Genomic DNA, 20,999 nt, shown 5'->3' on the forward strand with positions numbered 1-20,999 from the left:
AACCGGATATACAGTAATATATACAGTGTCACCGGAGCAAACCAACAGGTGATGCCAACATAGCCATATACAGACAGTATAGGCGCTTCTTTTTATGGGAAAGAAATCTTTCCAGAATAAACCGCCCCGCATTCCCTTCCCGTTCGAAGGTATTCAAGTCAATGGATGTCGAAATCCGACGTGTGAGAATTTTTTAACGCTTAGTCCGATCAAAAATATTGATGGATGTGAAGGGGGTATTCCTGAAGCCTTCCAGAGAGGCGGCGGATCCTATCGTCTATCTGGAAGGGGTAAAGCCAAGGCATCTCTGATTTGTGAGATTTGCTCCAAGAAAAAAGCTCTGGGTGAAGATGTTAATGCTGTATCAACCGCTCTAAAGAGTAATCAGGCTGTCCACGAAGAGCTTAGTAGGATATCGAGCCACCTAGATCCAAAATCAATTATCTGCCCAAACTCAAAATGCTCAAGCAATATGGATAAAAAGCCTATTTCCGTCAAAAAGAATGGCAAAACGACTAGCGGAAACCAAAGGTATATTTGCCTTCACTGTCGGAAGAGTTTTTGTGGTAAACCGAAGGCTCGCAAGCACTCCAAGCCTCATTTAAACAGGTTACTATTCAAGCTCCTGGTCAACAAACAACCGATCAACCGTATTGCTGATGTTTTGGATATTTCAGAAAAAACGGTTTACGACAAAATCAGATTTATTCATCGCCAGTGTTTATCGTTTGTTTCTGAGCGAGAGAGAAGACTTGAGAGCAGAGTTTTTGAGCGATTTTATCTTTCAACAGACCGTCAAGTTCTGATGACCAACTGGACTCAACGAGGTGACAAAAGGAATTGCGACCTCTACGGAATTGCCACGGCATGCTTGAACTCAGGCTACGTTTTCGCTTTCAACTTTAATTACGATGGCTCTGTGGACTCCAGTTTGGCAGAGCGGGACTCAGTTGATAGTGGTGATCACGAAAGACCAAAACACCACCGAAAACACGCTAGAGTCTGGTTGAGCGAGGAGTTCAATGACGCTGTAAAGAATCGCTTACCTAGAGAGAAGTTACCATATGCCGGAAATCTTAGAGATGAAATTCAGATCAGAGCTCTGATCGAAAAAAGCTCTAATGTTCCCGATTCGTCGGAGAACATCGATCAAACAAAAAGTCTTCCTAATCGCGGTGCCTTGGTTCATAACGAATACACCATGCTGGCTCACTTCTTTTTACTGAAACGGTTTTTCAGGAGCACAGGGAAAACTCGCTTCTTTCTGGATCTGGATAGCGGGATGAAGACGGCCTATATTTCTGCGTTTCGTGAGGAAATTGGAGAAGGCCGATCCGATGGGTTCTTAGTTAGGGCTTCGAAAAATAAAACAAATGATGAGAAAGAAAAGCTGGTAGCAAATTTCAAACGCATGGTTTCCAAAATGTCAGGAACCCCAGTCAAACAGCTGACCTTCAAAATCCTAATGGATGTAACTAACGGAATTATCGCGGAGCGTTTAAAGAAACCCATTAAGGTTCCGAACTCGCCTGAGTTTTGGATTGAGCATCCATGGGTGTCCAAGGCAGAGCCGGAGAAAATGGTGGCTGCGGTGACGAATGTGTCTAGGTACGACATTCTGCACCAGGCCAACCTCTACCGCATGGTGACCCTAGCTCCAGTAGATCGCTTTTTTATGAATATCCGCAGGATGTCTATGTACTTTGAAAGGCCATTCCAGTCAGGCACCGGGATGGGGCGTATCTGGCACGGATACTCTGCATATAACCCTGAGATGTACACCATAGTGGGTGACATATTCAGGATTCATTACAACTACTGCACAAGATCAAAGAAAAAGGACACACCCGCCATGAAACTGGGGCTTGCAAAAGCCCCAGTCACTGTCGAGAAAATCATTTATTACAATCGATATGCTGGATAGAGTTGACCGGCTAATTCAAGCCAAAAGCTCAGGTTTTTTTCGTTGGGAAGCAGGGATGCCAAAACGTCTGCGTTCAGAAATTTTGAATGAAGAAAAGCCAGTGATTTTTGGTCACTGGCTTTTCTTACTTGGCTTGCCCAAGCTCAGCCACACTTAAGGTAAATGGCTTGCCCGCGGGTTCCCGTTTTTTATTCAGCCCAGAAAAGCTGGAAATCAGCTCCCCGACAACGATTGCTTCGTGGGGTCAATCTCCATCTGCTGTATCGCAATCACCGCTTGGGTTCGGTTACGAACGCCAAGCTTGCGGAACACAGCGGTGATGTGCGCCTTGATGGTGGCTTCGGACACATCCAGATCGTAAGCAATCTGCTTGTTCAGGAGCCCTTCCGCCAACATACCCAACACGCGGAACTGCTGTGGTGTGAGTGATGCCAGCTTCTCGGAGAAGTCGGTGGTATCTGAATGCATTCGTTCAAGCTTGTCTGCCACACCTTCCGGCAGCCAGACATCGCCTTCAAGAATCCTACGAATTGCCCCCGTTATGGTAGGCAGTGGCGCCGACTTTGGAATAAAGCCAGACGCCCCGTAGTCAATCGAGCGCCGCATTACCTGCAACTCTTCAGACCCTGACACAACCACCACTGGCAACCCAGGATACTGTCCACGCATGAACACCAACCCAGAAAAACCATGGGCACCCGGCATATTGAGATCGAGCAGAACCAGGTCTGCATCCGGGTGCGAAGCTACCGACGCCTGAAGTGCCTTGATGCTGTCAACTTCTACGATGTCCGCATCAGGCACCGCTTGATTGACCGCCTGTTTCAGGGCGGCCCGAAACAGCGGATGGTCATCAGCGACGATAATTGTTTGTGTCATTAAACCAATTCCTCACAGGTTTACGGCCTGCTTTCAGACCTTATTTGAACTCACGACTGTCGATGAGTTCTTCCACGACACTGGGATCTGCAAGTGTCGACGTATCGCCCAACTGATCGTGCTCGTTAGCGGCAATCTTACGCAGAATCCGACGCATAATCTTACCTGATCGTGTCTTCGGCAAGCCCGGAGCCCACTGAATGACATCCGGAGAGGCAATCGGGCCGATTTCCTTACGAACCCACTGAACCAGCTCTTTTTTCAGCTCATCAGAGGGCTCTATCCCCTGCATCAGGGTTACGTATACGTACAGGCCTTGGCCTTTGATTTCGTGGGGAAAGCCTACCACAGCCGCCTCGGCCACCTTATCGTGAGCCACTAGTGCACTTTCAACCTCAGCCGTACCCAAGCGGTGCCCAGACACGTTAAGCACGTCATCAACACGCCCTGTAATCCAGTAATCACCGTCTTCGTCACGACGGGCACCGTCACCGGTAAAGTACATGCCTTTGTAAGCGCTAAAATAGGTCTGAATAAAGCGCTCATGATCACCGTATATCGTGCGCATCTGCCCAGGCCAGCTGTCCAGAATAACAAGGTTACCATCGGACTTGCCTTCCAGCAGACTACCTTCGCTATCGACCAGCCCAGGCTTAATGCCGAAGAACGGCACGGTCGCGGAGCCGGGCTTCAGATCCACCGCACCAGGCAAAGGTGAAATCAGGATGCCACCGGTTTCTGTTTGCCACCAAGTATCCACAATCGGGCATTCGCTGTTACCAATCACACGGTGGTACCACTCCCAGGCTTCTGGGTTTATTGGCTCGCCCACAGAGCCCAGCAACTTCAGGCTTTTGCGGGTTGTACCATTCATGCAGGCTTCGCCCTCGGCCATCAGCGCTCGAATAGCGGTAGGCGCCGTATACAGGGTGTTCACCTGATGTTTGTCGACAATCTGGCCCATGCGGGAGCTGTCGGGGTAATTTGGCACGCCCTCAAACAACAAAGTGGTTGCGCCGTTACACAGCGGGCCATACAAAATATAGCTGTGGCCAGTTACCCAGCCAAAGTCTGCCGTACACCAGTAGACATCACCGTCGTGATAATCAAATACATACTCATGGGTCATGGAAACATAAACCATGTACCCGCCCGTGGTATGCAGAACCCCTTTGGGGGCTCCGGTTGAACCCGAGGTGTACAGCATGAACAAGGGATCTTCTGCGCTCATTGGCTCTGGTGGGCAATCTGCAGAAGCAGTCGCCATCAGATCCTCGTATCGCTCATCGCGACCGTCGACCCAAGGCACGTCTTTATTCCCGGTGCGGCTGACAACGATCACCTTCTCTACGTTCGCGCCCGCTTCATTCTTAAGTGCCGCATTCACGTTCTTTTTCAGTGGCACCTTACGGCCGCCGCGAAGACCCTCATCAGAGGTAATGACGAAGCGAGACTTGGCATTGGCAACCCGAGCGCCCAGCGCTTCTGGCGAGAAACCGCCGAACACAACAGAGTGAACCGCTCCAATACGGGTACACGCCAGCATGGCAACCGCGGTTTCGACAATCATTGGCATGTAGATGGTGACCACATCACCCTTCTTCACGCCCAGATCTTTCAGTACGTTGGCAAACTTGCTGGTTTCTTCATGCAGTTCGCGGTAGGAAACGTGACGTGAATCGGAGGGATCATCCCCTTCAAAAATGATGGCCGTCTGGTCACCCCGAGTTTCCAAGTGACGATCAAGGCAGTTAGCAGACGCATTCAGCTGCCCGTCTTCATACCACTTGATAGAAACGTTGTTGTAGTCGAAGGTGGTGTTCTTAACCTTGGTGTAAGGCTTGATCCAGTCAAGGCGCTTACCGTGCTTGCCCCAGAAAGCATCTGGTTCATCGACCGACTGACGATACATTTCGTCATACTGTTCCCGGTTCAACAAGGCCCGTTTGGCCACATCCGAACTTACCGGATAAAGGTGCTTATTAGTCATTATGCTCCCCCTTGATCAGAGTCTATTGTCATTGTCTATTTTGTTAAATCAGAGCGGTAGGGCATGCACGCCCTGCGGACACATCGCAGTAGTTCAACATGTGTGCCACCACACAATGAATTAGACTAACGTCCTAACGCGACTGAACTTTTAACGCTAAAAGTTCAGTAACCTGCAAGAAATCAACGGTAATTTGCCGAGAGCGTGAGTTTCAAATAAAAGAATAGTTCGGTTTACCCAAGAGGTAAACCAGCCCCGCTAAACGGGGCCAGGTGTAATCAGGCCGCTTGCTTGCGAACTCGGGACGACCCGGAGCCCCTCGTTTTTTTCGCCTTAAGCGCGTAGCGGTTCAAACCCGCTAGGTGAATCTTGCGCAGATACACAGCCCAATCAATCAGACACGCATCTACGGGAAACAGAACCTTGTCCACCTCCCCCATGCGTGATGCCATAGCCAGCAGATCGTCATTGCGGAAGATATAATCCGGCGCGGTGTAGAAACCAAAAATGGTCGCCAGTGAACGCGTGGTGTCCAGGTTGCGCAATACCTTAAGCTCACGATCTTGCCCCAGCAGTTGCATCATACGTCGGGCCAGACTGAATGGAATGCGAGCACCGCCCACCAAGGCATCAAACAACGTCCGATTCACCGCAATAAAGGGCTTGACCGGCCGGCGATAGAAAAGCCGCTCATAGGCTGCGTAATTCGTTTTGGCTTCAGCCATCAGGTGGTCGATAAACTCACCCACAGACACCGGGTTGGAACTGCCACTGCAACACTGGTACACCCGAGGCCGTGGAGGCTCACTCATTGCCTCAGCAACCGCGAGAATAAGCGCGTTTGCCACAAGGTCGACGGGGATGACATCAATAATGCCGGAGCGTTTACCGGGGAATATCGTTACTTTTTCTCTGGCGTAGGCAAGAATGATCGCATCAGCTACTTTCACGCCTTCAATCCAGCCAGGTGCCGGCTCTTCCAAAGCGCTCTCGATGATGGATGGGCGCACTATTGTTAGAGCTCGCCCTTCAAGCGCCTTCATCAGTATTTGCTCACCCAGCCACTTGGTGAAAGTATAGGTATCACTCCAGCCGTAGCGGTTTGCTTCGCGGATACCCAGATCCACAAGCTTGTTCTCCAACACTTTTCCTGTGTATCGCGAGTGCACGTCTGCAATGCTGTCTTTAAGAAGCCGGATTAGCTCTTCGACCTCATAATAGCCGGCTGAGCTGCGGGGAACCTCTTCACCAGCGGGCTTGACTACCGATTCGGTAATCTGACCAGAACTCATTCCGTTTACATAACAGGTCGAAACCTGAACTACCGCAAGGGATGGATTGTGGCGCGCCAGTTCAGCAATATTCTGTAGACACAAGGTATTAATAGACAACGCCTTGTCCAGCTCTTCGCGGAAATTGACGCTGGCAGCGGAGTTAATAACCGCATCGATGCTGCTTGCCAGTTCCCGAACCGCCTCTGGCTGCAAACCAAAATTAGGCTGTGTTACCTCTCCCGTAACACAGTGCAGCCGCTCCTCCAGAAAAGCCTCGAGCGCCTCACTATTTTCTTGGCGCAAGCGGTCAAATACTGAGGAGGTAGCAATCTCATTGAGAAAACGGCTACGCGCCTCAGGGTGTCGTTTATTGCCTCGTATCAGCAGATGTATACCGCCGATATCCGGCACCGCACGAATCAGTTTTTCCAGAACGACTTTGCCAAGGAACCCCGTAGTGCCCGTAATCAGAACATGCTTGCCACGCAGCTGCTCAAGTACTTTTGACGAAGACACTTCAGCGCCCTCTTTTTGCTTTGCCATTGTGAAAGCTCCTTTTCGTTGATGCCTACCGTACCCGATTCTTACACAATCCCGGTGGCAGTGCGGTGACAAACTACAAGGTTATCACCAATACCAGCAAAACAATGCCTTCTCAACGGTCGTTGTTTTCTATACCCGTCAGCGAGCGGAGCAACTGGCTCAGTGAGACATCAGAAGGCTGTTCTTTCAATGCTCTGATCAGCTTTTTCTGATCACCAAATCTGATGCGATCGTAAAAGGGCTCGGGGAGCACAGTTTGGAGCGAGATCTCGTCGGCTAGGTGCCTCAGATGAGCCGCCAAATGCTCGCGCAGTTCCGGATTCAGACTTTCCCAAGCAATTGCGCCAAGCCCTGTCTGGATAATTTCGATGGTATCGTTGTCTGGAGTGCGGCCCAGCAGTGCGAACAAACGGATAAAAACATCGTACCGCAACAGTGCGCTTTCCGTTGTCTGCTCGAACACAGATTCCAGCTCACCAACAGCCTGAAGACACCGCTCGCGAGGGCTTGCCACAGCGGGCGCAACGTCCGTTTTATGTGTTCGGCCCGGTTGCCGCTTCGAAACTGAATGCCAGTAGGCCGCTATACCCGCTTTGCGAGGGGGTAATTGCGATAGGCGCACATCAAGCATGTCCGCCAGAGTAAGGAACTGGCGGCAAGACGGATCAGACTCTGGTAACAGTGCAACTGGCTTCTGATTCAACACCGACTGGCGCAGGGTTTCATCGCGCCATACACCACCCATGTAGTGCAGAGAACATTGCAGGTGACGTCGGGCGGCTGAATCGAGGCGTTGAAACACTGAGCGGGCCTGGCTGGCACCCTGCGCCATATTAATGAGCACACTGGGTGTTCTCCGGTACCCGCGGCGCTTCAGTACCTTAATCAGGGAAAACGCGTCTGTCAGTGAGGCAGGGTCGGGAGTCACAACAACGCACGCCAGCTCCGCCGCCGCAATCATGTGCATACCAGCAGGCTGAAGACCTGCGGCGGTATCTGTTATGACGTAATCGTAGCGTCTTTCGAGTATTGAGAGGGCCCGTAGGATACCAAAACTTTCTTCAGGCTCCATGTCCATGCATTCCTGAACACCAGACGCACCCGGTAAGATATGCAGACCGTAATCCGCCTCCAGCAGGATGTCCTCAAGACGACATTCACCGGCAATCACATTAGCCAGCGTTCGCTCAGGATAAAGCCCCAGCATGATGCTGACGTTGGCAAGATCCGTATCACCGTCTAGCAGTAGAACGCGCTTTTGGTGGCGAGCCAAAGTGAGCGCTAAGTTAAGTGCAATAGATGTTTTCCCCACACCCCCTTTACCACCCGTTACGGCGATCGTTCTGGGTGAGCTCACCTTATGTACGCGAGATTCCTTAGCACTCATGGCAACTGACTTTACATCCTTGCAATAACAACGAACGACGCTATAACCTGTAAAAATTGTACGCACATCACGTTACAGTGAATACGTTGATCAAAAAAGAGCCACCGGTGTTTAATATCCGCGTGATTTTGTCTAAGCTTACCTCTTTTAATAACAAAAAATGAACGGAACCTCATAAATTGAGGCTCAGAGCGCAGAAGGCAAATCTATGAATACATTACCGGACCTTCAGCTCCCGAGCCTTCCGGAAGTCACCCTACGTGCTCTTGAAGCCTGCCACAGGGATGAAAACTACCGCGCGATCAGCGAAATTGTCGCATGCGATACGGCGCTCGTGGTTCGCATTCTGGCACTGGCCAACTCGTCTCTTTATGGCCCTACAACCGGAATTCGATCGATAGATCAGGCTTTAATGCGCCTTGGAACCCGGCGATTCAAAACGCTGATACTCACGGCCGCACTGCGCCAGATCCTTTTTGAGCTGAGTGGCGACGCCTGGCAGCAGTTACGAGACTTCTGGCGACACGCCCTAACTACCGCTATGACGGCGCGCGCACTGGCAACCCTGACCCGTTATCCCGAAGCTGACGAGGCCTTTATGCTTGGCATGCTCCATAACATCGGAGAGCTGATTGCCATTAACACGCCGGATCTGGAAACCAGGCAACAGTATATGAACCGGCAGTCAGACATTGCAGCGGAGCTGGTTACATCCTGGGGGCTAGGCCCACTGGCAGCCGATGCCATGCGCTACCAGCAGGCACTGCCCTCAGAATTGCGGGACGCGGGACACTTGGTAAAGGTTATAAGCCTTGCTTCTCGCTTGGCACTGTCTGATTCGGCTGGCATTGCCGCTGCAGGCACCATGTTCGGGCTCAGTGAAGAGTTAACCCGGGAGATCAATCGGCGAATCAGCGATGACGTATCAACAATGGCAGGATCCCTAGGAATCCCGCTGATTAACAGCTACAACGCCGAGCCAGCATCACAACAACTGCTCCAAACCGTATTGCAGCAGGCTATCGCCCAGCAAGCAATCGGCTTTGCCGATCTTGCCGGTAAGAGCGGCGCTATTCTCGCTGAAACCGTTAGCAGCTTGACACTGATTACCGGCCTGCCTGCGCTGTGGTTTGGGTATGACAATGACAATCTTGTTCTGCTCTCTAGTACCTCCGGACAACATCCTCATCTGGCTGTAACCGCTGAACCCGGCGGTAGCATGCTTACCGAGGCTTTCAACTCACACATACCTGCCAGCCTGAGCGGGCGCACCCCAACGGTACTCGACCGCCAGCTATTATCGCTGCTGCGAACTCACTCACTGACCGCCGTTCCGGTAGTCACCAGTGACGGTTGTCCCGGCGTGTTTGTGCTGGGTACCGATGGCCGTACGCCCGACACAATAAAAGAGCTTATACGCTTGTTTATCCGCCAGCTGTCTAGCGTTCTTCAGGAAAAAAACACGGCCCCCGAAAACGAAACTGAACAGGCTGAAATAAACCAGAAAACTGCCATCGAAAAACTGCGCAGGCAGGTGCATGAGATCAGTAATCCTCTAACCATAATACGGCAGTATATCCATCAGCTGCGAAACCGGCTTGATGACCCTGACTCTCGAGGAGAGCTGGACGTTGTACGGGAAGAACTAGATCGCGCAGGCAACCTGCTGCTGCAGATGAGCCATGACACCGTCGGTGATACAAGTGACAAAACGTCCTGCCTCAATGCAGAATTACAAAGCCTCGCCCGGTTGCTTGAAGACAGCCTTTTCAGTGCCAGCAACCTGCAATTCAACGTGCTAACGTGTCGGCCTCCGACATTTATCGCTGCTGGGTCGTCAGCTATCCGTCAGATTCTGATTAACCTGACTCGAAACGCCGCTGAAAGCCTGCCAGATACGGGTGGCACCGTTACGATAAAAACATCCGCCCCAGTGTGGCAAGGGGGCCGAAACTGGGTAGAAATGGAAGTAAGCGATACCGGCACAGGCGTACCTGAAACTGTCCGAGAAACCCTATTCACGCCAGGAAAAACCACAAAAGGAGAAGGCCACAGCGGTTTGGGCCTGAGTATTGTGAAGCAGCTTGTTGATGACATGGAAGGCATTGTTGCTTGCCACACGGGGCAGGAAGGTACCATTTTTCGAATTTTGCTACCGGCGGCCAGCTAGAAAAACCACATCCGACTGACACAGTAAAACGGATACAAATCGATGGCATCTGAACGTACCAACAGACACTCATCTCAGAGGCTGGCAGCGCGCATTCTGGTGGTTGATGACGAGCCACGGCTGGCGAGTACACTGGCTACTCTACTGCGCAGCTGCGGTTACGATGCCACCGAAGCCCATGGCGGAAGGCGTGCATGCGAATTAATAGACACCCAGCGCTTCGACCTTGCACTGTTGGATTTGCGCATGCCAGAAGTCGATGGTTTCGCCGTTATGACTCATCTTGAAAACCAGCAGCCTGCTTGCGGAACTATCGTAATCAGTGGAGAAAGTTCGTTTACAACTGTCAGCCGGGCGCTTCGACGTGGGGCTCTGGACTACATCCGCAAACCCTTTGACCCAGAAGATCTGGTCGCTACAGTAAAAGGCGTCGCCGACAAGCAATCGTTACTTAAGGCCCATGAAAACATACAGGGGCGCCTTGAGAAATCCGAAGCCCTTCACCGGTACATTGTAAACAGCTCGCCAGACATCGTTTTCATGCTTGATGCAGATGGCCGCTTCTGCTTTATCAACAGCAAGATTGAAAGCATGCTGGGCTACAAACCGGTTGAGCTCTGTGGTCAGCATTTCCGACACATTCTAGATGACCGTGATGTTGCTAGGGGCATATACGCGCTCAATGCACCAGATATCAGCGCAGACAACCCCCGCACCCTGGAGATCCGCCTTAAAACCCGCGGCAGCCGACGGGCCACGCGGCATTTTGAAGTGACCGCCTTTCCCATCGACCCCCAGACATGGATGCACAATGGCAACACCCAGGGCGGCGGCAGTGGCCAGAACGCTTGCTACTACGGAACTGCCCGGGACGTTACCGAACGCAAGGAAGCCGAAGCGTTTATCAATTTTCAGGCTTACCATGACCTGCTCACACGCCTTCCTAACCGGGCGCTGTTCAAAGACCGATTGGAGCTGGCCATTACTCATGCAGGCCGAGGGAGCCAAAAACTGGCGGTCATGTTTCTAGACCTCGACCGCTTCAAGATTATTAACGACACACTTGGTCACGCCATGGGCGACCGTCTGCTGCAAGCCGTAACCCAGCGTCTCGAAAGTTGCCTGCGCAAGGGCGATACATTGTCACGCTTTGGTGGTGACGAGTTCACCTTGTTGCTGCCCTCGATTCATGGCCACGAAGATGCCAGCCAGATCGCCAGAAAGCTCATCAAAGCGCTCAAAGCGCCGTTCCTGTTGGGCGAACATGAAGTGTTCGTGGGTGTCAGCATTGGTATCGCGATCTACCCAGAGGCGGGCAGCAGCATGGACCAGCTGATCCAGAACGCCGATATCGCCATGTACCATGTCAAAGCCAAAGGCAAAGACAGCTACCGATTTTTCTCCGAAAGCATGAGCATCGACAGCACGAACCGCCTCAATTTGGAGCGGGATTTGCGGCTGGCACTTAAAAGAAATGAGCTGCGGGTGTTCTATCAGCCCCAGGTTTGCGCAAGCACGAACCGAATTATGGGGCTGGAAGCCTTGGTACGCTGGCAGCATCCCGAACGTGGCTTACTTTACCCCCGGGATTTCCTGGGCTTGGCAGAAGAAACTCAACTGATCAGCCAACTTAGCGAGCAAGTTCTGGATCAGGCCTGCCGGGATGTCGGCAAATGGATCCGTTCCGGTCACCGGGATTTGCGTTTGGCCGTCAACCTTTCCCCTGTTGAAGTAGAGCACCCCAAATTTGTAGAAACCCTGATGAAGCGGGTTAAAGCCAATCGGTTCCCTCCCGGCAATTTGGAAATCGAAATCACTGAAAATGTGCTCATGAATGACCTAGATCAGATCAGCCAGAAACTTCGGGAACTGGCCGATATGGACGTCCGTATCGCCATTGATGACTTTGGCACGGGTTATTCATCACTCAACTATTTGCACAGGCTTCCTATCCACACCCTGAAGGTGGATCAGTCTTTTGTTAAAGCCATTCACAGTGGCGTGGATGATGCCTGCATTGTTAACGCCATTGTCGCCATGGCTCACGGCCTGAAGCTGGAAATCGTCGCCGAAGGCGTGGAGACTGAGAGCCAGCTTCAGTACTTACGGACCCTTGGGTGCCACCAAGTACAAGGCTTTATTTATGGCCCGGCACAGCCTGCCACAGATATCAGCAAACTACTGGCACACACAACCGTTCGAACGGCCCTGTCGGGCTGATCACGTTACAGCACGCCGCTGAAAATTGTCCTACATTCCTAGCAAAAACCTTGACCCTGTTTGCAAAGTATTGCTTTGCGTTAACTTGTGTATCCGAAAATGTGTATTGCTGCACATACTTTCTCAACCTTGTTCAATAAGCTCGGACTCATAAGACATTGGCCACCGAAGCGCTCGACGCACGTCGTCAGGGCAACAACACAATAACGGTGGCAATATCCCAGCGAACAAGAACAGGCAGCAGTCATCATGCGCGACAAGTACCGTTACATCGGCCCCGTATACGATTTCCTCAGCAACCTCTACAGCGGCAAAAACATCCACCACTGCAAAACAGCCATGTTAGACGTGGAGACAGTAAAGCCCGGAGACCGCATCCTCTTTGCTGGTGTTGGCCATGGTCGAGATGCCATACGCGCAGCTGAACTGGGCGCCGACGTTACCGTTGTTGACCTGTCAGAAACCATGTTACGGAAATTTGAAGAAGCCCAGGAAAGCGAAGCGCCGCACCTGACCGTTCGCCGTATTCACAGCGACATCATGAAAGTAGAGGAATTAGGCCAGTACGATATGGTCGTCGCCAATTTCTTCCTCAATGTGTTCGACGAAACCATGATGGTGCGGGTTCTAGAACACCTTATTAATCTTGGCAAGGCCGATGCCAACATTGTTGTGGGCGACTTCTGCTATCCCACCGGCAATGTGTTTTCACGCATGTTCAAAAAACTTTACTGGTACATGGCTGTATTCACATTCTGGCTATTTGCCAACAATGCCTTCCACAAAATCTACAACTACCCAGAGCACATGCAGCGCCTAGGCCTTGAAGTTACCGAGAAAAAACACTTCAAGCTGCTGAACATGGACTGCTACTGGTCAATTCTCGGCCGCAAGCAGGCGTAACCGGCCGCCTGCCAGACAAAAACAATCGGGGAGAATCACTATGTCGGAACAGATTTTTGCACTCGGGCAAACCAAAGAACTTGAAAGCACTGCCTTTACCTTCGCCGAGAGGGTGAGTTATCTGAAACAGTTTGGTGCTCATTCTCAGTCCTTCTCCACTTTGCAGGAGGGTATGCAGTACTTCGATGCACCTGGCCTGGGCTACGTGGCCTATATGCGCAAGTGGGGCTGCACATTTGTTCTGTCCGATCCTGTATGCGCCCCGGAAAACTTCGGCGAGATTCTTGAGCAGTTCCACAAGCGTTATCCCAACGCTTCCTATATTCAGGTCTCAAAGGCAGTGGTCGACTTCATGCATCTGCGCTTTGGCCTTTATGGAACACAGTGTGGTAGCGAATCTCGCATCGATTTGGGCAAGTGGTCTCTCAGTGGCAAGAAAAAACAAATTCTGCGCACCGCGCTGAATCAGGCTGAAAAGTGCGGGATAACGGTGCAGGAGCGCTACAGTGACGACCACACCCGTGAAATCTCAGAGGCTTGGATTCGTACCCGAAAATGCAAAAGCAATGAGATCCGCTTTCTGATCCGCCCCATGGAGATGGAGTATAGCGAGAACGAGCGCCGTTTCTACGCTTACCAAGATGGCAAGGCCGTGGGGTTTGTCTACTTTGACCCAATATATCGCAACAACGAAATTATCAGTTACGTGCCTAATATTTCCCGCGCCAACGCAGATTTCCGACAGGGCGTTTTTTACACCTTAATGGCGCATGCCATGGAGGCGTTCAAAGCTGAGGGTGTTCCTTATCTGGATCTGGGTCTTATCCCGCTGTCTCTTGATTCCACAACGGAACATCAAGAAAGCCCACTTCTGAAGCGGATTCTGCACGGCCTCTACAATAGAGGGAACTCCATCTATAATTTCAAGGGGTTGGAGTTCACAAAATCGCGGTTCCGGGGCGATAACTTTAAAACCTACTGTTGTCACAAGCGGGGCATTCCGGTTTGGGAATTTCTCGTCATGTTCAAACTGACCCAGGTGCTATGATTTCCCGGGCCAATTCCCAATAACCGCACGCGGCTGCAGGCCCAAACCCATCATAAAGCCTGCAACACCCACCGGCGAGTTGCCTGAGAACAAAGCGGTGACCACTGGCGTGCAAGACGTGTCGTGTTCGGCCAACACGTCCACAGATGGCTGCACTTGCGCCAGAAGCCAAGCTACACGGCGGGCAATGGCTTCTCCCGAATCCACCCAGGACTTTACGCCTGGTAGGCTTCGCTTTAGGTTATCCAGCAAAAGCGGATAGTGGGTGCAGCCAAGAACCACGGTATCAACCCCCGCATCACGCAGCCCCACAACAGCCCGATCAAGTTCGGCCTGCGGCACGGGCACGCCCCGAACCAAGCCTTCCGCCCACTGTACCAGCCCCGGGTGGCCCACACGTTCAACCTGGCAATCAGCGGCAAACTCCCCGATCAGTTGATCTATATAGGGCCGCCGCACGGTTGCCGGAGTGGCAAGAAGGCCTATGCGACGGTTCAGGGTTTGTGCCGCTGCCGGCTTCACTGGCGGCACCACACCAACCACAGGCACCTCTGTTATGGCGCGCAAGTGCGGCAAAGCGATGGTGCTGGCAGTGTTACAGGCAACAACAATGGCATCGCAGGGATATTGCTCAAGCGCCACGGCAATGAGGGTGCAACAGCGCTCAATCACGACAGATTCGGGCTGATCGCCATACGGAAACGCTGCATTATCAGCCAGGTACACAATCGATACGTGGGGCATGGCTTCATGAACACGGGCAGCAACGCTCAGGCCGCCCACACCAGAATCAAAAATCAGAATTCGGGGAGCCACGCATTCGCTCAAGACCCGATACCTCCGCCGGCGATCAATCTTTCCATATCTCGTATCAGGCGCCCGGAAATGGTTGTATCCGGGGGCACTGGCGGTCTGTTGCCAGGCAAGTACCAGCCAGCATCCGCCAGTTCATCTTCCTGAAGAACCAGCTCACCCCCGGCATAATCTGCGAAGAACCCTGCCATCAACTGGTGCGGGAATGGCCAGGGCTGGGAAGCTTGATAGCGAATATTGGTCACATCAAGACCGGTTTCCTCTTTCACCTCTCGGGCAACTGCGGCCTCTAGGCTCTCACCTGGCTCAACGAAGCCCGCAATCAGGCTGTAGTAATGGTGTTTTGCGTGGGATGATTTTGCCAGCAGGTAACGGCCCTCTTTGCGGATGACCACGATCACACAGGGGGCAAGCCGCGGGTACCACGGAATATCGCAGCTACTGCACCACTTTGCTCGATCCCGCGGGTGAAATCCCGTCCCGCCACCGCACCGGCCACAGTACTTATGATCCTGAAACCACTGCCACACCTGAAAACCGGTACTGAGCATAGCCGCCGGTGCGTCGCTGATCATCATCAGCGCATCCCGCAGCGGAACAACCTCGTGGGCTGCTACAAACGACTCTGGCACTTCTGTTACGAAGACTGGGCGTCCACTGGCACTTCCCAGCGATAAAAAGCCGGCGCTTCCGGCGCCCCCAAGCATGTTTTCCAGCGGCTGCAACCAGCCATCATCCGGTTTGAAAACACCGGATCCCGACAATGTCAGCACAAGATCGCCCTGCTCGGGCGCCTTGGTCGTCCAGCCGGGGCTCCAATGAATCGTTGATGTCGCCATGTGCCATCGCACCTTAGTGTTAAACGGGCCAAGCAGGAATGTAACATAGAGCGATGGCCATCAAGAATGCGGCCGTGGCTTCCCGGCTCCTACTCAACCAAGTAAACTTGGCGCCTGTTTTTCATCGGAGCGACATTATATGCGTCTTTACCAGGGCATTCGTAGCCTGATTCTGACCTTTTTCCGGAAAATTCTGTTTTTATGGGTCCGAACAGATGTTAGCGGGAACAGCGCTGATGCCCTAGAGCTGTCGCCGGGGAAACCGGTATGTTATGTGCTGCAGTACAGTTCATTATCCAGCCGCCTAGTGCTTGAGCAAGAGGTTATTCGGGCGCATTTACCGGGAGCCACCACGTCGCTCCCTGTAAAAAACGGGCCCGCGCACTCATTCTTTTTCCTTTATCGCCGAACCGGCGGTATGTTTCGTGGGCGCCAAGCGCCGGTTCGCACCTCTGAATTCCAGGCGTTAGTGCGCTACGGTCTTGAGAACCCTGAGCAGGATGTTCAGATTGTTCCTGTGTCACTGTTCTGGGGCCGCTCTCCTGATAAGGAAAAATCTCTGGTAAAGCTGTTGCTGTCCGACACCTGGGCTGTCGCTGGCCGGCTACAGAAGTTTTTGATTATTCTGGTGCACGGCCGCAACACCTATGTGCAGTTCAACAAGCCGCTCTCCCTGAACCAGGTTATCGAGGAGTATCGTCATAGCGAAGAACGCGCCAATCGCAAAGTTGCACGTATTCTACGCACCCATTTCCGCAAGGTGCGCCAGGCGGTTGTGGGCCCGGATTTGTCTCACCGCAGAACACTCGTAGAAGGCTTGCTAAGAACCCAGGCAGTAAAAGAAGCCATCCGAGAAGCGGCAGCTAAAGAGGACATTGCACCAGAGAAGGTACGCGCCCTAGCCTATAAATACGCTGATGAGATTGCCGCCAGCATGTCTATTGTCACCATCCGTATCTTTGAGGTGGTGCTCGCCTGGCTGTGGAACCGCCTCTATAAAGGTATTGCCGTTAACAACATTCAGGTGGTGAAAGAGACAGCGCAGGACAATGCTGTGGTGTATGTACCCTGTCACCGCTCACATGTTGATTACCTGCTGCTATCTTACGTGCTCTACAAAAACGGCCTAATGCCCCCGCACATCGCGGCTGGCATCAATCTGAATATGCCGATTTTAGGGCCTATCCTGCGCCGGGGCGGGGCTTTTTTCATGCGCCGTAGCTTCCGGGATAACCCGCTGTACGCCACGGTTTTCAATGAATACATGCACGTAATGTTTTCTCGCGGCTACTCGGTGGAGTACTTTGTGGAGGGCGGCCGTAGCCGTACCGGGCGAATGCTACAGCCACGCCCAGGCATGCTCGCCATGACCGTGCGCAGCTTCCTGCGCAATCACCGCAAACCCATCGTGTTTATTCCTGTGTACATCGGGTATGAAAAAGTCATGGAAGGGCGCTCTTACCTCGGGGAGCTCAGAGGCAAGAAAAAACAGAAGGAAAGCGTGTTCGGCCTTGCAAAAACCGCCCGTAAACTCAGCAGTTCCTTTGGTCGGGTGGCACTTAACTTTGGCGAAGCCATACACCTGTCTGACGTTCTGGACGATGTTCACGGCAGCTGGCGTGATGAGGCTTACGATTCAGAGTATCGCCCTGCCTGGCTGAACGAAGCGGTTTCCGAACTGTCGCTGCGGGTCGCCTCCAATATCAACGCGTCTGTTGCCGTTAACCCCATTGGTATGATCGCAACGGTACTGCTTGGCACCGAGAGACTGGCTATGGATGAGGGCCAGCTTATCCGCCTTGCGGATCAATATGCGGGTCTTCTGAAAGCCTTCCCTTATGCCGAAACAGTCACCTTGCCGGAAGGCACCGGCAAAGATTGGGTCGCCTACTGCGAATCCATGGGGCTAATCTCGCGCCAGCCTCAAAAGTTGGGGGATATCATCGGGCTGGAAGGCAGCAACGCCACTCTGATGACTTACTACCGAAACAACATCCAGCATCTTTTCGCATTGCCGGCACTGGTAGCCAGCCTTTTCGAGAACAAAAGCTCCCTCGCGCGGGAGAGGATCGTTCATCTCGCCAGCGTAGCCTACCCTTATTTGCAGTCGGAACTGTTCCTGAAGTATCAGGCTGATGAGGCAAAAGCGGTCATCAACCAATGGATTGATGTTCTGGTAGATCAGGGCCTGCTTATATCTCTGGGCAACGATCGAGTCGCACGTCCGGAGGCAGGCACCGAAGCCATGCTGCGCCTGAGAGTGCTGTCACGGTTCATTATCCAGACTGTAGAGCGCTATCACATCGCTCTGGGCACACTGCGCAAGTACGGCTCGGCCAAGATCACCGCAGCAGAACTGGAAGAGCAGAGCACCCTACTGGCAGAGCGCATGTCCATATTGTTTGGGCTGAATGCACCCGAGTTTTTTGACAAAACACTGTTCCGGAATTTCATCACCAATATGCAGAAAAACGGCGTTATCACTACCGATGACAACGGGCTGCTCTGTTATGGCGAGGGGCTAGATGAAGTGGCCGATGATGCACGGTTGGTGCTGAGCGTGGAGAAACGCCAGGCCATTCAGCAAGTAACTATGTTAGGCGTCTAACGAGAACTGGACGCCTAGCGCAGGGGCAGTGCGCGTATGGGGTAGATATCGTAGCGGCTGCTCTTGCCCTCTATGCGGGTGCCTGGCTCTGGCCCGTTGATCGCCGGGGCTTTGCGGGGTCGCTTTACCGCGACCCGGTACTTAGCTGCGGCCAGAGCAGCTGTGAGCAGTGCCTCTGAATCGTCGTCATCCCCCACAATGGTTCTAAAAACCTGCATTTCTTTCTTTACCAACGCAGATTTGTCCCTGTGGGGGAACATAGGGTCGAGATAAACCACGTCGGCGGCTTCGCTCTCCTCAGCCGCATTCGTTAACCAATCTATACTACTACCCGCCTGCAGCGTCATTCGCGCTATAAAGGGGGCACAGTCCACATTCAGCGCAGCCCGGGCCAGCCCATCCGCCAGCAATGCATGAACCACAGGGTTACGCTCGAATAGGCTCACCCTGCACCCAAGGCTAGCAAGCACGAAGGCATCCTGCCCCAGCCCCGCTGTTGCATCCACAACATGCAGGCCGGCTTTTGTTTTCTGCAAGCCTACCGCGCGCGCCACAAGCTGGCCCGCGCCACCGCCATGCTCACGGCGGTACCCCATCTTTCCGGTTACAAACTCAGCCCTTACCGGGCCAGGAGCGCCCTTTCCTGCCACTTGAAGGCCTAGGCCGTTCTCGTCTAGGAACAGTAAAGCATTGGCATGGCGTACGTCTTTCGGGCGCACAACCCCCAGATAAGGCAACGAAAGCTCTAAACTGAGCGCCTGCGCCTGATACTCATCTCCAAGTGGGCTTCTGGCAACGGCCAGCGGAATAATGTCATTTTCGGAGGGGGCGTTCGAAGCTTTGGCGCGCGACATCAGATTAGCTGCGCCCTGGAAGTTTTTTCCAGGCGACTTCGTCCCGGATATATACCGGTTGCGCCTGCTCTGCAGGCACCGCAAGGCCATTACTGAACTTTACAGCGGCTAGGCGTGCGACCCAGCTTGCACGGGGAATGAGGGCGTTATCCACAGAGTTGATTTGGTTTGAGACGTCACCAGGCATGTCGGCGCGAAAGACCCAACCCTGGCCTGCACCATCCCAGCGTTTGATACCGGCCTCCAAAACAACTCTGGAAGGCGGGCAAACCCGCTCTTCGCCTAGTAATTCGGGAAGGCCAGAACGGTTTCGAAAACAGCCCCAGTAGAGCTCGCTCATGCGGGCGTCAAAGGCAATTGCAACGCCCTCGCCCTCACCTATGTGCAGGGCTTCAATTGCCCCCAGAGCAACCGTTTCCAGAGAAGAAACAGCAACAACCAGCAAACCAAGCCCCCATGCCAGCCCCTGAACCACTCCCGTGGCGATGCGAACTCCCGTAAACGAACCGGGGCCACAGGCGAACGCCAACACATCAAGATCTTTTGGCTTGAGCCCTTGCTCCGCCAGTAACTCACGAACCATCGGCATTAGCAGGCGAGTATGCCCCCTTGGGGCAATCTCAAATCTCTCGATAACGTTACCGTCAACAAAAAGGGCTGCAGAGCAGCCCTCTGAGGAGGTGTCCAGTGCCAAAAGTTTCACAGGCGTGAATGGCCTCGGTAGAACATCGGTGAATTACTTGAGGCTAGCGCGAATCTGATCGCGAATGCTGTCGAGGCTGCCTACGCCTTCTACGCGCACATATTCAGGTGCTATTTCAGGCTGCTTTTCAGCCAGGTTCTGATAATAGCCAATCAAAGGTGCCGTCTGATCGTGATAGATCCCCAGGCGCTTGCGAACGGTTTCTTCCTTGTCATCTGCACGTTGCATCAGCGGCTCACCGGTTTCGTTGTCCTTACCCTCAACTGTGGGCGGATCATACTTAACGTGGTGGATACGGCCACTGCCTTCATGCACGCGGCGACCCGACAAGCGGCTGACAATCTCTTCATCATCCACAGCGATCTCGACCACATAGTCGATAACAATACCCTGATCTTTCAGAGCTTCGGCCTGAGGAATGGTGCGGGGGAAACCATCCAGCAGATAGCCGTTTTTGCAGTCCGGGTGCCGAATCCGCTCTTCAATCAACGCAATAATGATATCGTCAGACACCAAACCGCCCGTTGCCATTACTTCCTTGACCTGTTTGCCAAGCTCGGATTCGGCCTTCACCGCTGCCCGAAGCATGTCACCCGTGGAAATCTGGGGGATATTAAAGCGTTCAGTGATGAACTGGGCTTGAGTCCCCTTGCCCGCGCCTGGTGCGCCTAACATGATGATCCGCATAACGCTTTGCTCCCGTTTTCGTCATTATAGTTTAAAAAGTTGTGGCAAAAACCTAGGCCTTTGCGACAACCTCTTTCACCCGCTCTTCCACAAGAAAAGGTGTCCGCCGGATTCGGCGATGGCGCATTATACGAAGTCAGGCACTTCAGAGAAAGTC

General features: G+C 52.9%; 15 protein-coding genes. 6 read left to right on the forward strand and 9 right to left on the reverse strand.

Annotation, left to right across the window (positions count from 1 at the left end; translation table 11 throughout):
* The first annotated feature begins 94 nt into the window (after positions 1-94).
* Positions 95-1,924: a hypothetical protein gene (locus CPH80_RS09970; RefSeq protein ID WP_096277408.1), complete on the forward strand. Its 1,830-nt coding sequence runs from the start codon at positions 95-97 to the stop codon at positions 1,922-1,924.
* Between the two features lie 213 nt (positions 1,925-2,137).
* Here CPH80_RS09970 and CPH80_RS09975 read toward each other — a convergent pair whose 3' ends face one another.
* The 4 genes from CPH80_RS09975 to CPH80_RS09990 form a co-directional block, all read right to left on the reverse strand.
* Positions 2,138-2,803 carry a LuxR C-terminal-related transcriptional regulator gene (locus CPH80_RS09975; protein ID WP_096277410.1) on the reverse strand — a complete coding sequence of 222 codons (666 nt, stop codon included), beginning with the start codon at positions 2,801-2,803 and terminating at the stop codon, positions 2,138-2,140.
* Between the two features lie 40 nt (positions 2,804-2,843).
* Positions 2,844-4,793, reverse strand: coding sequence for an acetate--CoA ligase (acs, locus tag CPH80_RS09980; protein WP_096277412.1), 1,950 nt, complete (start codon positions 4,791-4,793; stop codon positions 2,844-2,846).
* A 278-nt stretch (positions 4,794-5,071) separates the two neighbouring features.
* Positions 5,072-6,610: a fatty acyl-CoA reductase gene (locus CPH80_RS09985; RefSeq protein WP_096277414.1), complete on the reverse strand. Its 1,539-nt coding sequence runs from the start codon at positions 6,608-6,610 to the stop codon at positions 5,072-5,074.
* A gap of 112 nt (positions 6,611-6,722) precedes the next feature.
* A complete protein-coding gene (locus tag CPH80_RS09990; protein ID WP_096277416.1) occupies positions 6,723-7,997 on the reverse strand; it encodes a MinD/ParA family protein in 1,275 nt (424 codons plus the stop codon).
* 208 nt (positions 7,998-8,205) lie between these two features.
* Here CPH80_RS09990 and CPH80_RS09995 point away from each other — a divergent pair, with 208 nt between their 5' ends.
* From CPH80_RS09995 to CPH80_RS10010, 4 genes are all read left to right on the forward strand, one after another.
* Complete coding sequence (locus tag CPH80_RS09995; protein ID WP_096277418.1) at positions 8,206-10,167, forward strand: HDOD domain-containing protein; 1,962 nt, start codon at positions 8,206-8,208, stop codon at positions 10,165-10,167.
* A 42-nt stretch (positions 10,168-10,209) separates the two neighbouring features.
* Positions 10,210-12,387, forward strand: coding sequence for a putative bifunctional diguanylate cyclase/phosphodiesterase (locus CPH80_RS10000; protein ID WP_096277420.1), 2,178 nt, complete (start codon positions 10,210-10,212; stop codon positions 12,385-12,387).
* A gap of 249 nt (positions 12,388-12,636) precedes the next feature.
* Entirely contained in the window at positions 12,637-13,290 is a 654-nt protein-coding gene (locus CPH80_RS10005) for a class I SAM-dependent methyltransferase (RefSeq protein WP_096277422.1), read from the forward strand.
* Between the two features lie 40 nt (positions 13,291-13,330).
* Entirely contained in the window at positions 13,331-14,338 is a 1,008-nt protein-coding gene (locus CPH80_RS10010; protein ID WP_096277424.1) for a DUF2156 domain-containing protein, read from the forward strand.
* On the opposite strand, the gene murI is transcribed toward CPH80_RS10010, so the two are convergent.
* Together murI and nudC are read right to left on the reverse strand one after the other, a co-directional pair.
* On the reverse strand, positions 14,333-15,154 hold the full coding sequence (gene murI, locus CPH80_RS10015) for a glutamate racemase (RefSeq protein WP_227520433.1): 822 nt from the start codon (positions 15,152-15,154) through the stop codon (positions 14,333-14,335). The two genes, CPH80_RS10010 and murI, sit on opposite strands and share 6 nt — an antisense overlap.
* Before the next feature lie 8 nt (positions 15,155-15,162).
* Positions 15,163-15,990, reverse strand: a complete 828-nt coding sequence (nudC, locus tag CPH80_RS10020; RefSeq protein ID WP_096277428.1) for an NAD(+) diphosphatase — start codon at positions 15,988-15,990, stop codon at positions 15,163-15,165.
* A 139-nt stretch (positions 15,991-16,129) separates the two neighbouring features.
* Here nudC and plsB point away from each other — a divergent pair, with 139 nt between their 5' ends.
* Positions 16,130-18,598, forward strand: coding sequence for a glycerol-3-phosphate 1-O-acyltransferase PlsB (gene plsB / locus CPH80_RS10025; RefSeq protein ID WP_096277430.1), 2,469 nt, complete (start codon positions 16,130-16,132; stop codon positions 18,596-18,598).
* 14 nt (positions 18,599-18,612) lie between these two features.
* On the opposite strand, the gene CPH80_RS10030 is transcribed toward plsB, so the two are convergent.
* Genes CPH80_RS10030 through adk form a run of 3 tightly spaced genes read right to left on the reverse strand, consistent with a single transcriptional unit; the run spans position 18,613 to position 20,842 of the window.
* Entirely contained in the window at positions 18,613-19,452 is an 840-nt protein-coding gene (locus CPH80_RS10030) for a class I SAM-dependent methyltransferase (RefSeq protein ID WP_096277432.1), read from the reverse strand.
* Between the two features lie 4 nt (positions 19,453-19,456).
* On the reverse strand, positions 19,457-20,155 hold the full coding sequence (tsaB, locus tag CPH80_RS10035; RefSeq protein WP_096277434.1) for a tRNA (adenosine(37)-N6)-threonylcarbamoyltransferase complex dimerization subunit type 1 TsaB: 699 nt from the start codon (positions 20,153-20,155) through the stop codon (positions 19,457-19,459).
* 33 nt (positions 20,156-20,188) lie between these two features.
* Positions 20,189-20,842 carry an adenylate kinase gene (gene adk / locus CPH80_RS10040; RefSeq protein ID WP_096277436.1) on the reverse strand — a complete coding sequence of 218 codons (654 nt, stop codon included), beginning with the start codon at positions 20,840-20,842 and terminating at the stop codon, positions 20,189-20,191.
* Positions 20,843-20,999: the final 157 nt, after the last annotated feature.

Source organism: Marinobacter sp. LV10R510-11A (genome assembly GCF_900215155.1).
In the GTDB taxonomy this organism is placed as follows: domain Bacteria; phylum Pseudomonadota; class Gammaproteobacteria; order Pseudomonadales; family Oleiphilaceae; genus Marinobacter.